Annotated in this window: 16 protein-coding genes; 14 read left to right on the top strand and 2 right to left on the bottom strand. The window is 56.9% G+C overall.

Translation table 11 applies throughout. The features are described from left to right. Positions 1–26 precede the first annotated feature (26 nt). On the bottom strand, positions 27–1,928 hold the full coding sequence (locus ENGE1_RS19075) for an ABC transporter ATP-binding protein (protein WP_048254497.1): 1,902 nt from the start codon (positions 1,926–1,928) through the stop codon (positions 27–29). 169 nt (positions 1,929–2,097) lie between these two features. Here ENGE1_RS19075 and kefG point away from each other — a divergent pair, with 169 nt between their 5' ends. From kefG to slyD, 4 genes are all read left to right on the top strand, one after another. Next, entirely contained in the window at positions 2,098–2,649 is a 552-nt protein-coding gene (gene kefG / locus ENGE1_RS19080; protein WP_045288285.1) for a glutathione-regulated potassium-efflux system ancillary protein KefG, read from the top strand. After that, positions 2,649–4,454, top strand: coding sequence for a glutathione-regulated potassium-efflux system protein KefB (gene kefB, locus ENGE1_RS19085; protein WP_043081151.1), 1,806 nt, complete (start codon positions 2,649–2,651; stop codon positions 4,452–4,454). Before kefG ends, kefB begins: the two co-directional genes overlap by 1 nt. 10 nt (positions 4,455–4,464) lie before the next feature. Then, positions 4,465–4,665: a YheV family putative zinc ribbon protein gene (locus ENGE1_RS19090; protein WP_043081150.1), complete on the top strand. Its 201-nt coding sequence runs from the start codon at positions 4,465–4,467 to the stop codon at positions 4,663–4,665. Between the two features lie 94 nt (positions 4,666–4,759). Further along, positions 4,760–5,347, top strand: a complete 588-nt coding sequence (slyD, locus tag ENGE1_RS19095; RefSeq protein ID WP_043081149.1) for a peptidylprolyl isomerase — start codon at positions 4,760–4,762, stop codon at positions 5,345–5,347. Between the two features lie 66 nt (positions 5,348–5,413). Here the strand turns inward: slyD and ENGE1_RS19100 are convergent, their stop codons facing one another. Further along, complete coding sequence (locus ENGE1_RS19100) at positions 5,414–5,632, bottom strand: protein SlyX (RefSeq protein ID WP_043081148.1); 219 nt, start codon at positions 5,630–5,632, stop codon at positions 5,414–5,416. A gap of 215 nt (positions 5,633–5,847) precedes the next feature. On the opposite strand from ENGE1_RS19100, the gene fkpA reads away from it, so the two are divergent. The 10 genes from fkpA (at position 5,848) to bfd (ending at position 13,506) form a co-directional block, all read left to right on the top strand. Then, positions 5,848–6,678, top strand: coding sequence for an FKBP-type peptidyl-prolyl cis-trans isomerase (fkpA, locus tag ENGE1_RS19105; RefSeq protein ID WP_043081147.1), 831 nt, complete (start codon positions 5,848–5,850; stop codon positions 6,676–6,678). Positions 6,679–6,851: 173 nt separating this feature from the next. Next, complete coding sequence (locus tag ENGE1_RS19110) at positions 6,852–7,574, top strand: helix-turn-helix transcriptional regulator (protein ID WP_043081146.1); 723 nt, start codon at positions 6,852–6,854, stop codon at positions 7,572–7,574. Then, positions 7,574–7,960 carry a sulfurtransferase complex subunit TusD gene (gene tusD, locus ENGE1_RS19115; protein WP_043081144.1) on the top strand — a complete coding sequence of 129 codons (387 nt, stop codon included), beginning with the start codon at positions 7,574–7,576 and terminating at the stop codon, positions 7,958–7,960. Before ENGE1_RS19110 ends, tusD begins: the two co-directional genes overlap by 1 nt. Then, on the top strand, positions 7,960–8,316 hold the full coding sequence (gene tusC / locus ENGE1_RS19120; RefSeq protein ID WP_043081143.1) for a sulfurtransferase complex subunit TusC: 357 nt from the start codon (positions 7,960–7,962) through the stop codon (positions 8,314–8,316). The genes tusD and tusC overlap by 1 nt, the downstream gene beginning before the upstream one ends. A 7-nt stretch (positions 8,317–8,323) precedes the next feature. Next, positions 8,324–8,611: a sulfurtransferase complex subunit TusB gene (tusB, locus tag ENGE1_RS19125; protein WP_043081142.1), complete on the top strand. Its 288-nt coding sequence runs from the start codon at positions 8,324–8,326 to the stop codon at positions 8,609–8,611. A gap of 124 nt (positions 8,612–8,735) precedes the next feature. Continuing rightward, entirely contained in the window at positions 8,736–9,110 is a 375-nt protein-coding gene (rpsL, locus tag ENGE1_RS19130) for a 30S ribosomal protein S12 (protein WP_002436309.1), read from the top strand. A 96-nt stretch (positions 9,111–9,206) separates the two neighbouring features. Then, entirely contained in the window at positions 9,207–9,677 is a 471-nt protein-coding gene (gene rpsG, locus ENGE1_RS19135; RefSeq protein ID WP_043081141.1) for a 30S ribosomal protein S7, read from the top strand. Positions 9,678–9,774: 97 nt separating this feature from the next. After that, positions 9,775–11,889, top strand: a complete 2,115-nt coding sequence (gene fusA, locus ENGE1_RS19140; RefSeq protein WP_043081140.1) for an elongation factor G — start codon at positions 9,775–9,777, stop codon at positions 11,887–11,889. Between the two features lie 70 nt (positions 11,890–11,959). Further along, positions 11,960–13,144, top strand: a complete 1,185-nt coding sequence (gene tuf / locus ENGE1_RS19145) for an elongation factor Tu (protein ID WP_043081015.1) — start codon at positions 11,960–11,962, stop codon at positions 13,142–13,144. Between the two features lie 167 nt (positions 13,145–13,311). Further along, complete coding sequence (bfd, locus tag ENGE1_RS27185; RefSeq protein ID WP_071883282.1) at positions 13,312–13,506, top strand: bacterioferritin-associated ferredoxin; 195 nt, start codon at positions 13,312–13,314, stop codon at positions 13,504–13,506. Positions 13,507–13,510: the final 4 nt, after the last annotated feature.

Genomic DNA, 13,510 nt, shown 5'->3' on the forward strand with positions numbered 1-13,510 from the left:
CGGGCGGCGGCTGCGTCTTGCCCGGCCTACGCTGACAGCATGTGTTCCAGCTGCTCCTGGGCCTCAAGCCACGCCATTTCGCACTCTTCCAGCCCCGATTTCGCGCTCGCCTGCTGCTGCAGACAGTCGGTCAGTTCGGCTTTGCGGCTCTGATCGTACAGGCCGCTGTCTCCCAGCTTCTCTTCCGCCGCCGCAAGCTGCGCGTTGAGTTTTTCCATCTCTTTTTCCAGGCGGGCGATCTCTTTGCGCAGCGGCTGGGTCTGGGTGCGCAGCTCGGCGTCGCGGCGCTTCTGGTCCTTGCGGGCCTGGGCGCTGTTGCCGTTCTCTTTCGCCGCTTCGGCAGGCTGGTTCTCCTGCTTTTGCACGTCGGTGAGCCACTGCTGATAGTCCTCAAGATCGCCGTCAAACGGCTCCACTTTGGCATCGTGCACCAGGTAGAGATCGTCGGTGGTGGAGCGCAGCAGGTGGCGGTCGTGGGAAACGACGACCAGCGCGCCCTCAAATTCAATCAGCGCCTCGGTCAGCGCCTGGCGCATGTCGAGGTCGAGGTGGTTGGTCGGTTCATCGAGCAGCAGCAGGTTCGGACGCTGCCAGACGATCAGCGCCAGTACCAGCCTGGCCTTTTCGCCGCCGGAAAAACGCTTCGTCTCTTCGGTGACCTTATCGCCCTGGAAGCCGAAGCCGCCGAGGTAGTCGCGCAGCTGCTGTTCCAGCACCTGCGGCGCCATGCGGGCCAGGTGCTGGAGCGGAGATTCGTCGGCGCGCAGGAACTCCAGCTGATGCTGAGCGAAGTAGCCGAGCTTGATGCCTTTTGCCAGGCCAATCTCGCCGTGCAGCGGGGCCAGTTCGCCCGCCAGCATTTTGATAAGCGTCGATTTACCGGCGCCGTTGCGGCCCAGCAGGCCGATGCGCGAGCCGGGCACCAGGTTGAGCTTGATGGAGTCGAGAATGACGCGATCGCCGTAGCCGGCGCTCACCTTCTCCATTTTCAGCAGCGGATTGGGCAGGCTCTCCGGCGCGCGGAAGTTGAAGTGGAACGGGTTATCGACGTGCGCCGGGGCGATAAGCTCCATGCGCTCCAGCATCTTGACGCGGCTCTGGGCCTGCTTGGCCTTGGAGGCCTTCGCCTTGAAGCGGTCGATAAAGCTCTGCAGGTGGGCCACTTTCTGCTGCTGGCTTTCGTACAGCGACTGCTGCTGCGCCAGGCGCGTTGCCCGCTGCAGTTCAAATGAGGTGTAGTTGCCGGTGTACTCGAACAGGCTCTGCTGTTCGATATGGATAATTTTGCCCACCACCGGGTCGAGGAAGTCGCGGTCGTGGGAAATCAGGATCAGGGTGCCCTGGTAGCTCTTCAGCCACTTCTCCAGCCAGATCACGGCGTCGAGGTCGAGGTGGTTGGTCGGTTCATCGAGCAGCAGCAGATCGGAGCGGCAGATCAGCGCCTGGGCGAGGTTGAGGCGCATACGCCAGCCGCCGGAAAAGTCGCTCACCGGGCGCTCCAGCTGTTCATTGCTGAAGCCGAGGCCGTGCAGCAGGCTGGCGGCGCGGGCGCGGATGGTCCACGCATCGATAGCGTCGAGCTTGCCGTGTACGGTGGCAATAGCGTTGCCGTCATTGCGCTCGTTGGCGGCGTTGAGTTCGGCCTCAAGCTGGCGGTACTCGCGGTCGCCGTCTATCACATAGTCAAGAGCCGGTTCCGCGAGCGCGGGCGTTTCCTGATTAACCCACGCCAGCTGCCAGTTGCCGGGATAGGTTACGCTGCCGGCGTCGGCGCCTATCTCGTTTTTCAGCAGCGACAGCAGGGTGGATTTGCCGCAGCCGTTTTTGCCCACCAGCCCCACCTTCTGGCCGGGGTTGATGGTGGCGGTGGCGTTGTCCAGCAGGACGCGCACGCCGCGGCGAATTTGTAACGAGGAGAAAACAATCATAAGGCGCCGTATGTTCAGACTATGTTAAATTGTCATTATGGTAATGTATTTTGGTGAGCCTGACGCTGCACCGGGCGGCAATAGTAGCCCAAAACCGCCGTGATACACAAAGCATCCGGGCAGGCGTCCTGCTGCAGATTTTTTAGTGACCCTTACCGGGAGGGGATTGATGTCAGACCCAGCAAAAGTTTTGCTGCTGTATGCCCATCCGGAGTCTCAGGATTCGGTGGCGAACCGGGTATTGCTAAAGCCAGCCCGTCAGCTTGAGAACGTCACCGTGCACGATCTTTATGCCCACTATCCCGACTTCTTTATTGATATACCTCACGAGCAGGCGCTGCTGCGCGAGCACGATGTGATCGTGTTCCAGCATCCGCTCTATACCTACAGCTGCCCGGCGCTGCTTAAAGAGTGGCTCGATCGGGTGCTGAGCCGCGGCTTTTCCAGCGGGCCGGGAGGGAACCAACTGGCGGGAAAGTACTGGCGCAGCGTGATCACCACCGGCGAGCCGGAGAGCGCCTACCGCTACGACTCCCTCAACCGCTATCCGATGAGCGATATTCTTCGCCCTTTTGAGCTGACGGCGGCGATGTGCCGTATGCACTGGATGAGCCCGATTATTGTCTACTGGGCGCGCCGCCAGCCGGCCGCCGAACTTGCCAGCCACGCCAGGGACTACGGCGACTGGCTGGCCAATCCGGTGCTGACGGGGGGCCGCTGATGGAAGGTTCTGATTTACTGCTGGCGGGCGTACTGTTCCTGTTCGCCGCCGTCGTCGCCGTGCCGCTGGCCGCGCGGCTGGGCATTGGTCCGGTGCTGGGCTATCTGCTGGCGGGGATCGCCATCGGGCCCTGGGGGCTGGGCTTTATCAGCGACGTTGAGGAGATCCTCCACTTCTCCGAGCTGGGCGTGGTGTTCCTGATGTTCATCATCGGCCTGGAGCTGAACCCGGCCAAGCTGTGGCAGCTGCGGCGCTCCATTTTTGGCGTCGGCGCCGCGCAGGTGGTGCTCAGCGCAGCGATCCTCGGCGGGCTGCTGATGCTGACCGACTTCGCGTGGCAGGCGGCGGTGGTGGGCGGTATTGGCCTTGCCATGTCCTCCACGGCAATGGCGCTGCAGCTGATGCGTGAGAAAGGGATGAACCGCAACGAGGCGGGCCAGCTCGGCTTTTCGGTACTGCTGTTTCAGGATCTGGCGGTGATCCCCGCCCTGGCTATGGTGCCGCTGCTGGCGGGCAACGGCGATGATCATCCCGACTGGCTGAAGATTGGTCTTAAGGTGCTGGCCTTTGCCGGGATGCTGATCGGCGGCCGCTATCTGCTGCGGCCGGTGTTTCGCTTTATCGCCGGCTCCGGCGTGCGGGAGGTGTTTACCGCCGCCACGCTGCTGCTGGTGCTCGGCTCGGCGTTGTTTATGGACGCCCTCGGCCTGTCGATGGCGCTGGGTACCTTTATCGCCGGAGTGCTGCTGGCGGAGAGCGAGTACCGGCACGAGCTTGAAATCGCCATTGAGCCGTTTAAAGGGCTGCTGCTGGGGCTGTTCTTTATCTCCGTCGGCATGGCGCTCAACCTCGGGGTGCTCTATACCCACCTGCCGTGGGTGATTGCCAGCGTCCTTCTTCTGGTGGCGGTGAAGAGCCTGGTGCTGTACGCGCTGGCGCGTATCTACGGCCTGCGCAGCTCGGAGCGGATGCAGTTCGCCGGGGTACTGAGCCAGGGCGGCGAGTTTGCCTTCGTGCTGTTTTCAAGCGCCTCCTCGCAGCGCCTGTTTCATCACGATCAGATGGCGCTGCTGCTGGTCACCGTCACGCTATCCATGATGACCACGCCGCTGCTGATGAAGCTTATCGACAGGATCATTGCCCGGCGCCTCAACGGACCGGAAGAAGAGGACGAAGCGCCGTGGGTCGAGGACGATAAGCCGCAGGTGATCGTGGTGGGCTTCGGCCGCTTTGGCCAGGTGATAGGCCGTCTGCTGATGGCCAACAAGATGCGGATCACGGTTCTGGAGCGCGATATCAGCGTCGTTAACCTGATGCGCAAATACGGGTATAAAGTCTACTACGGCGACGCTACCCAGATTGAGCTGCTGCGCTCGGCGGGCGCTGAACAGGCGCAGTCGATCGTTATTACCTGCAACGCGCCGGAAAACACCATGAAGGTGGTGGAGATCTGCCAGCAGCATTTTCCCCATCTGCATATTCTGGCCCGCGCCCGGGGGCGCGTTGAGGCTCACGAACTGCTGCAGTCCGGGGTGAAGATGTTCTCGCGCGAGACCTTCTCCAGTGCGCTGGAGCTTGGTCGCAAAGCGCTGATTACGCTGGGGATGCATCCTCATCAGGCCCAGCGGGCGCAGCTGCACTTTCGCCGGCTCGATATGCGGATGCTGCGGGAGCTGATGCCGGTGCACACCGATACCCAGCAGATTTCCCGGGTGAGAGAGGCGCGGCGCGAGCTGGAGGAGATTTTCCAGCGCGAAATGCAGCAGGAGCGACGCCAGCTGGACGGCTGGGACGAATTTGAATAGAAGGTGAAATATGGCAGTCCGTAAACGTTTTATCGCTGGCGCAAAGTGCCCGGCATGCCAGGCGCAGGATTCCCTGGCGATGTGGCGGGAAAACAACGTTGATATCGTTGAGTGCGTAAAGTGCGGCCACCAGATGCGCGAGGCGGATAAAGAGGCCCGCGAACATGTGCGTAAAGATGAGCAAGTGATCGGTATTTTTCATCCCGAGTAGCGATCCGCGCCGTCTTTTTTTAAGCTTAGGGGTACAGGCGTGCAGAATTCCGCTACAATCTGCGGCACTATTTTTCCTATGCTCAGGAGATATCATGAAAGTAGCAAAAGACCTGGTGGTCAGCCTGGCCTATCAGGTACGTACAGAAGACGGTGTATTGGTTGATGAGTCTCCGGTTAGCGCACCGCTCGACTATCTGCATGGTCACGGTTCCCTGATCTCTGGCCTTGAAAAGGCGCTGGAAGGTCACGAAGCTGGCGATAAGTTCGATGTCGAAGTGGCGTCTAACGACGCATACGGCCAGTACGATGAAAATCTGGTGCAGCGCGTGCCGAAAGACGTCTTTATGGGCGTTGACGAGCTGCAGGTTGGCATGCGTTTCCTGGCCGAAACCGACCAGGGTCCGGTGCCGGTTGAAATCACCGAAGTGGGTGACGATCACGTGGTGGTTGACGGTAACCACATGCTGGCTGGCCAGAACCTGAAGTTCCACGTTGAAGTCGTGGCGCTGCGTGAAGCCACCGAAGAAGAGCTGGCTCACGGCCACGTTCACGGTGCTGACGGTCATCATCACGATCACGACCACGGTCACGACGGCTGCTGCGGCGGTCACGGCCATGGCCACGATCACGAGCACGGTAAAGGCGGCTGCGGCGGCAACGGCGGCTGCGGTTGCCACTAACTCACCGCCAGCGGTGACAAAAAAAGCGTGCCTGGCACGCTTTTTTTATTGCTGAATCCCGTAGCCTCAGTAGTGGGGCGGCGGCGTCTCTTCCGACTGCGCTGCAATGTGCGACGGCTGGGAGGCCTTCAGCTTCTCGACCATCAGGCGCATATTGTCGCGCATCTTCGCCATTTCAATTTCGTGGGCGGTGACCGTGCGGTTGAGGTCTTCTATCGTGATTTCCTGAAACGCCAGCCGACTTTCCAGCTCGGCAAGACGTGTTTCTAATGCCGTATCGCTCATTTCCCACCTCTTTGTCTTTTTCGCGGCGGATTCTATCCAACTTTCGCTCATCACGCAGCCGGTGCGCGGTAAAACGAAACTAATTTACACAAAAATAGTCTGAAAAGACTCAACATTCGGCTGCATTCGTATGTAGATTTGTTCTGCAACGTTTTATAGTACGCTACTCATTTACGAAAACCCTGGGGCGAGATGCCCTGGCTCTGGAGAGATGGATGAAATCACTGTTTAAAGTAACGCTTCTGGCGACAACAATGGCCGTTGCCCTGAATGCACCGCTGACCTTCGCTGCTGACGCTGCTGCGGCAAAATCTGCTCCGGCTGCCGCAGAGAGTAAAGCTGCATTCAAAAACGACGACCAGAAAGCTGCCTATGCGCTGGGCGCTTCGCTGGGCCGTTACATGGAAAATTCTCTGAAAGAACAGGAAAAGCTGGGCGTTAAGCTGGATAAAAGCGAGCTGATTGCCGGCGTTCAGGATGCATTTGCGGATAAGAGCAAGCTGAGCGATCAGGAGATCGAGCAGACGCTGCAGGCGTTCGAGACCCGCGTGAAGACCGCGGCTCAGGAAAAAATGGAAAAAGACGCTACTGAAAACGAAGCTAAAGGCAAAACCTATCGCGATGCTTTCGCCAAAGAGAAGGGCGTGAAGACCTCGAAAACCGGCCTGATGTACAAGGTTGAGAAAGAGGGCACCGGCGATGCGCCGAAAGACAGCGATACCGTTGTCGTTAACTACAAAGGCACCCTGACCGACGGTAAAGAGTTTGATAACTCCTACAAGCGCGGTGAGCCGCTCTCCTTCCGCCTTGACGGCGTGATCCCGGGCTGGACGGAAGGCCTGAAGAACATCAAGAAAGGCGGCAAGATCAAGCTGGTCATCCCGCCGGATCTGGCCTACGGTAAAACCGGCGTTCCGGGTATCCCGGCTAACTCCACGCTGGTCTTCGATGTAGAGCTGCTGGACATCAAGCCGGCGCCGAAAGAAGAGGCGAAGCCGGACGCCGCGGCAGATGATAAAGCCGCCGCCGATGCCGCGAAAAAATAAGCGCTGAGAAAGCCGCCGCCCGAGAGGGCGGCGGCTTTTTTCATGGGCGCGATATAATTAACACTGGAAAGCGTCGCAAGCGCGTATTACTTTAGATGCCTCAATTTTAATGATGATAATGAGCCTGCCCCTACAACCTAATGACAGGTTCCTGAAAAGGAGAGCCTTTCTTCATGTCCAGGTCGCTTTTAACCAACGAAACCAGTGAGCTTGATTTACTGGATCAGCGTCCCTTCGATCAGACCGATTTCGACATCCTGAAGTCCTACGAAGCGGTTGTGGACGGGTTAGCGATGCTCATAGGCTCCCACTGCGAAATCGTGCTGCACTCCCTGCAGGATCTGAAGTGTTCGGCCATCCGCATTGCCAACGGTGAACACACCGGGCGGAAAATCGGTTCGCCGATCACCGATCTGGCGCTGCGTATGCTTCACGATATGACCGGCGCCGACAGCAGCGTGTCGAAGTGCTACTTCACCCGCGCCAAGAGCGGCGTACTGATGAAGTCCGTGACCATCGCTATCCGCAACCGCGAGCAGCGGGTTATCGGCCTGCTGTGTATCAACATGAATCTCGACGTGCCGTTCTCGCAGATCATGAACACCTTCATCCCGCCGGAGACCCCGGAGGTGAACTCGCAGGTGAACTTCGCCTCATCGGTGGAGGACCTGGTTACCCAGACCCTGGAGTTCACTATCGAAGAGGTGAACGCCGATCGCGGCGTTTCGAATAACGCCAAGAACCGTCAGATCGTGCTTAATCTCTATGAAAAGGGCATCTTCGATATTAAAGACGCCATCAATCAGGTGGCCGAGCGCCTGAACATCTCCAAGCACACCGTCTATCTCTACATTCGCCAGTTTAAAAACGGCGATTTCCAGGGACAGGATAAGTAATGCGCTACGCCCTGCTGGTCACCGGCCCGGCCTACGGTACGCAGCAGGCCAGCAGCGCGCTGCAGTTTGCGCAGGCGCTGCTGGCGGAAGGGCATACGCTTATCAGCGTCTTTTTCTATCGTGAAGGCGTCTATAACGCCAATCAGCTGACGGCGCCCGCCGGCGACGAGTTCGATCTGGTGCGCGCCTGGCAGGGGCTGCACCAGCAGCACGGCGTGGCTCTGCATATCTGCGTGGCGGCGGCCCTGCGCCGCGGCATTACCGATGAGAACGAGGCCGCCAGGCTCGGCCTGCCCGGGTTTAATCTGCAGCCCGGCTTTTCTCTGAGCGGCCTGGGCGCGCTGGCGGAGGCCTCTCTCACCTGCGACCGGCTGGTGCAGTTCTGATGAAGCGGATTGCCTATCTGTTTACCTCCGCGCCGCACGGCAGCGCCGCAGGCCGGGAAGGGCTGGACGCACTGCTGGCGACATCGGCCCTGACCGAGGAGATCGGCGTGTTTTTCATCGGCGACGGCGTGATGCAGCTGCTCGCCGGGCAAGCGCCGCAGGGCATTCTGGTCCGCGACTATATCCCGGCCTTTAAGCTGATGGCCCTGTACGATATCGAGAACTGTTGGCTGTGCGCCGCATCCCTGCGCGAGCGCGGGCTGGAAGGCGCGGCGATGGTTATCGCGCCGGAGATCCTGCCGCCGGAGGCGCTGCGGCAGAAGCTCAACGATTACGACGTTATCCTGCGCTTCTGAGGTCCTCATGCTGCACACCCTCAATTACTCTCCCTGGCACCGCGACATTCGTGCCCCGCTGCGCCTGGCCCAGCCCGGCGACGATCTGCTGCTGCTGTCGGACGGCGTGATCGCCGCGCTGCAGGGTGGGCCGTTCCTTGATCTTCTGCGCGCTGCCCCCATTATGCTCTACGCGCTGTCAGAGGATATCGAGGCCCGCGGGCTCGCTGCTCAAATTTCAGACAGCGTCGTCAGGGTTAGCTATACTGACTTCGTCAGACTCACCGCGAAACACGACGCTCAGTACAGCTGGTAAATGCGGGATCGTTGTATATTTCTTGACACCCTTTCTGCGTGGCCCTAAAATTTCGCGTCCTCATATTATATGAGGCGATTTATTACGTGTTTACGAAGCAAAAGCAAAAACCAGGAGCTATTTAATGGCAACAGTTAACCAGCTGGTACGCAAACCACGCTCTCGCAAAGTTGCTAAAAGCAACGTGCCGGCGCTGGAAGCATGCCCGCAAAAACGTGGCGTATGTACTCGTGTATATACTACCACCCCGAAAAAACCGAACTCCGCACTGCGTAAAGTATGCCGTGTTCGTCTGACAAACGGTTTCGAAGTGACTTCCTACATCGGTGGTGAAGGTCACAACCTGCAGGAGCACTCCGTGATCCTGATCCGTGGCGGTCGTGTTAAAGACCTCCCGGGTGTTCGTTACCACACCGTTCGCGGTGCGCTCGACTGCTCCGGCGTTAAAGACCGTAAGCAGGCTCGCTCCAAGTACGGCGTGAAGCGTCCTAAGGCTTAATGGTTCTCCGTTAAGTAAGGCCAAACTGTTTTAACTAAATGTCACTTTAAACTCGTAGAGTTTTGGACAATCCTGAATTAACAACGGAGTATTTCCATGCCACGTCGTCGCGTCATTGGTCAGCGTAAAATCCTGCCGGATCCTAAGTTCGGATCAGAACTGCTGGCTAAATTTGTGAACATCCTGATGGTAGATGGTAAAAAATCTACTGCTGAAGCAATCGTATACAGCGCGCTGGAGACCCTGGCTCAGCGCTCTGGTAAAACTGAACTGGAAGCTTTCGAAGTCGCTCTGGACAACGTCCGTCCGACCGTGGAAGTTAAGTCCCGCCGTGTAGGTGGTTCTACTTACCAGGTTCCAGTTGAAGTTCGTCCGGTTCGTCGTAATGCTCTGGCAATGCGTTGGATCGTTGAAGCTGCTCGTAAACGCGGTGATAAATCTATGGCCCTGCGTCTGGCGAACGAACTCACTGACGCTGCAGACAACAAAGGTACTGCAGTGAAGAAACGTGAAGACGTTCACCGCATGGCAGAAGCCAACAAGGCGTTCGCTCACTACCGTTGGTAATCCCTTCGGTGTGTTAGTCACCAGGCGGGCGCTTCAGGTAAGCCGCCCGCTCTGGGTTACTTAATCTGAACGTCTAAAGAAACAAACGAGGAATAACATGGCTCGTACAACACCCATCGCACGCTACCGTAACATTGGTATCAGTGCGCACATCGACGCCGGTAAAACCACTACTACCGAACGTATTCTGTTCTACACCGGTGTAAACCATAAGATCGGTGAAGTTCATGACGGCGCCGCTACCATGGACTGGATGGAGCAGGAGCAGGAACGTGGTATCACCATCACTTCCGCTGCGACTACTGCATTCTGGTCAGGTATGGCTAAACAGTATGAACCGCACCGCGTAAACATCATCGACACCCCGGGGCACGTTGACTTCACTATCGAAGTAGAACGTTCCATGCGTGTGCTTGATGGTGCGGTAATGGTTTACTGCGCAGTTGGTGGTGTTCAGCCGCAGTCTGAAACCGTATGGCGTCAGGCAAACAAATACAAAGTTCCGCGTATTGCGTTCGTTAACAAAATGGACCGCATGGGCGCGAACTTCCTGAAAGTTGTTGGTCAGATCAAAACCCGTCTCGGCGCGAACCCGGTTCCGCTGCAGCTGGCAATTGGTGCTGAAGAAGGTTTCACCGGTGTTGTTGACCTGGTGAAAATGAAAGCCATCAACTGGAACGATGCAGACCAGGGCGTTACCTTCGAATACGAAGATATCCCGGCTGACATGCAGGACCTGGCTGAAGAATGGCACCAGAACCTGATCGAATCCGCTGCTGAAGCTTCAGAAGAGCTGATGGAGAAATACCTGGGTGGTGAAGAACTGACTGAAGAAGAGATCAAAACTGCTCTTCGTCAGCGCGTTCTGAACAACGAAATCATCCTGGTAACCTGTGGTTCTGCGTTCAAGAACAAGGGTGTTCAGGCGATGCTGGATGCGGTAATTGATTACCTGCCGTCCCCGACTGACGTACCTGCGATCAAAGGCATCCTGGACGACGGTAAAGATACCCCGGCTGAGCGTCACGCTGACGACAACGAGCCGTTCGCGGCGCTGGCGTTTAAAATCGCTACCGACCCGTTCGTAGGTAACCTGACCTTCTTCCGCGTGTACTCTGGTGTGGTTAACTCCGGTGATACCGTACTGAACTCCGTGAAAGCGGCGCGTGAGCGTTTTGGCCGTATCGTACAGATGCACGCTAACAAACGTGAAGAGATCAAAGAAGTTCGCGCGGGCGATATCGCGGCTGCAATCGGTCTGAAAGACGTAACCACCGGTGATACCCTGTGTAACCCGGATGCGCCGATCATTCTGGAGCGTATGGAATTCCCTGAGCCGGTAATCTCCATCGCCGTAGAACCGAAAACCAAAGCTGACCAGGAAAAAATGGGTCTGGCTCTGGGCCGTCTGGCGAAAGAAGACCCGTCATTCCGCGTATGGACTGACGAAGAATCTAACCAGACCATCATCGCTGGTATGGGTGAGCTGCACCTCGACATCATCGTTGACCGCATGAAGCGTGAATTCAACGTTGAAGCGAACGTCGGTAAACCTCAGGTTGCTTACCGTGAAGCGATTCGCGCGAAAGTTACCGATATCGAAGGTAAACACGCCAAGCAGTCTGGTGGTCGTGGTCAGTACGGTCATGTTGTTATCGACATGTACCCGCTGGAGCCGGGCTCTAACCCGAAAGGTTACGAGTTCATCAACGACATTAAAGGTGGTGTAATTCCTGGCGAATACATCCCGGCCGTTGATAAAGGCATCCAGGAGCAGCTGAAATCTGGTCCGCTGGCGGGTTACCCGGTAGTTGACCTGGGTGTGCGTCTGCACTTCGGTTCTTACCATGACGTTGACTCCTCTGAACTGGCGTTTAAACTGGCAGCTTCTATCGCCTTCAAAGATGGCTTTAAGAAAGCAAAACCAGTTCTGCTTGAGCCGATCATGAAGGTTGAAGTAGAAACGCCGGAAGAGAATACCGGTGACGTTATCGGTGACCTGAGCCGTCGTCGCGGTATGCTGCGCGGTCAGGAATCTGAAGTGACTGGCGTTAAGATCCACGCTGAAGTTCCGCTGTCCGAAATGTTCGGTTATGCAACTCAGCTGCGTTCTCTGACCAAAGGTCGTGCATCATACACCATGGAATTCCTGAAGTATGATGATGCGCCGAACAACGTTGCTCAGGCCGTTATTGAAGCCCGCGGCAAATAAGCCACAGGGTTAAAACCAAAGTCCCGTGCTCTCTCCTCAAGGGGAGAGCACTATAGTAAGGAATATAGCCGTGTCTAAAGAAAAATTTGAACGTACAAAACCGCACGTCAACGTTGGTACTATCGGCCACGTTGACCACGGTAAAACTACCCTGACCGCTGCCATCACCACCGTACTGGCTAAAACCTACGGCGGTGCTGCCCGCGCATTCGACCAGATCGATAACGCGCCGGAAGAAAAAGCTCGTGGTATCACCATCAACACTTCTCACGTTGAATATGACACCCCGACTCGCCACTACGCGCACGTAGACTGCCCGGGCCACGCCGACTATGTTAAAAACATGATCACCGGTGCTGCGCAGATGGACGGCGCGATCCTGGTTGTTGCTGCGACTGACGGCCCGATGCCGCAGACCCGTGAGCACATCCTGCTGGGTCGTCAGGTAGGCGTTCCGTACATCATCGTGTTCCTGAACAAGTGCGACATGGTTGATGACGAAGAGCTGCTGGAACTGGTAGAGATGGAAGTTCGTGAACTGCTGTCTCAGTACGATTTCCCGGGCGACGACACCCCGATCGTTCGCGGTTCTGCGCTGAAAGCGCTGGAAGGCGACGCAGAGTGGGAAGCGAAAATCATCGAACTGGCTGGCCACCTGGATACCTACATCCCGGAACCAGAGCGTGCGATTGACAAGCCGTTCCTGCTGCCGATCGAAGACGTATTCTCCATTTCCGGTCGTGGTACCGTTGTTACCGGTCGTGTAGAGCGCGGTATCATCAAGGTTGGTGAAGAAGTTGAAATCGTTGGTATCAAAGACACCGCGAAAACCACCTGTACTGGCGTTGAAATGTTCCGCAAACTGCTGGACGAAGGCCGTGCTGGTGAGAACGTCGGCGTTCTGCTGCGTGGTATCAAGCGTGAAGAAATCGAACGTGGTCAGGTACTGGCTAAGCCGGGCTCCATCAAGCCGCACACCAAGTTCGAATCTGAAGTGTACATCCTGTCCAAAGACGAAGGCGGCCGTCACACTCCGTTCTTCAAAGGCTACCGTCCGCAGTTCTACTTCCGTACAACTGACGTGACTGGCACCATCGAACTGCCGGAAGGCGTAGAGATGGTAATGCCGGGCGACAACATCAAGATGGTTGTTACCCTGATCCACCCGATCGCGATGGACGACGGTCTGCGTTTCGCAATCCGTGAAGGCGGCCGTACCGTTGGCGCGGGCGTTGTAGCGAAAGTTCTGGGTTAATTTTATTCCCCGGAATTAAAAAAGGGCGCTTCGGCGCCCTTTTTGTATTTTATCATTTACGCTTAGTGATAATTCTTTTCATCTTTTGTGCGCTGCTCCTGATATCTGGTATTGTAATTATAACCATTCTCATTTACACTTTTTATACAGGTTGAATGGGGGCGATTATGTACGTGTGTTTGTGTAATGGTGTCAGCGATAAAAAAATTCGTCAGGCTGTTCGCCAATTTCAACCACAGTCCTTTCAGCAGCTCCGCAAATTTATTCCCGTTGGAAATCAATGCGGTAAATGTATCCGCGCCGCACGCGAAATTATGCAGGATGAATTAACTCTGATACCGGAGTTGAAAGAGACCGCATAAGCCC

Source organism: Pluralibacter gergoviae ATCC 33028 = NBRC 105706 (genome assembly GCF_001598855.1).
Taxonomy (GTDB): Bacteria; Pseudomonadota; Gammaproteobacteria; order Enterobacterales; family Enterobacteriaceae; genus Pluralibacter; species Pluralibacter gergoviae.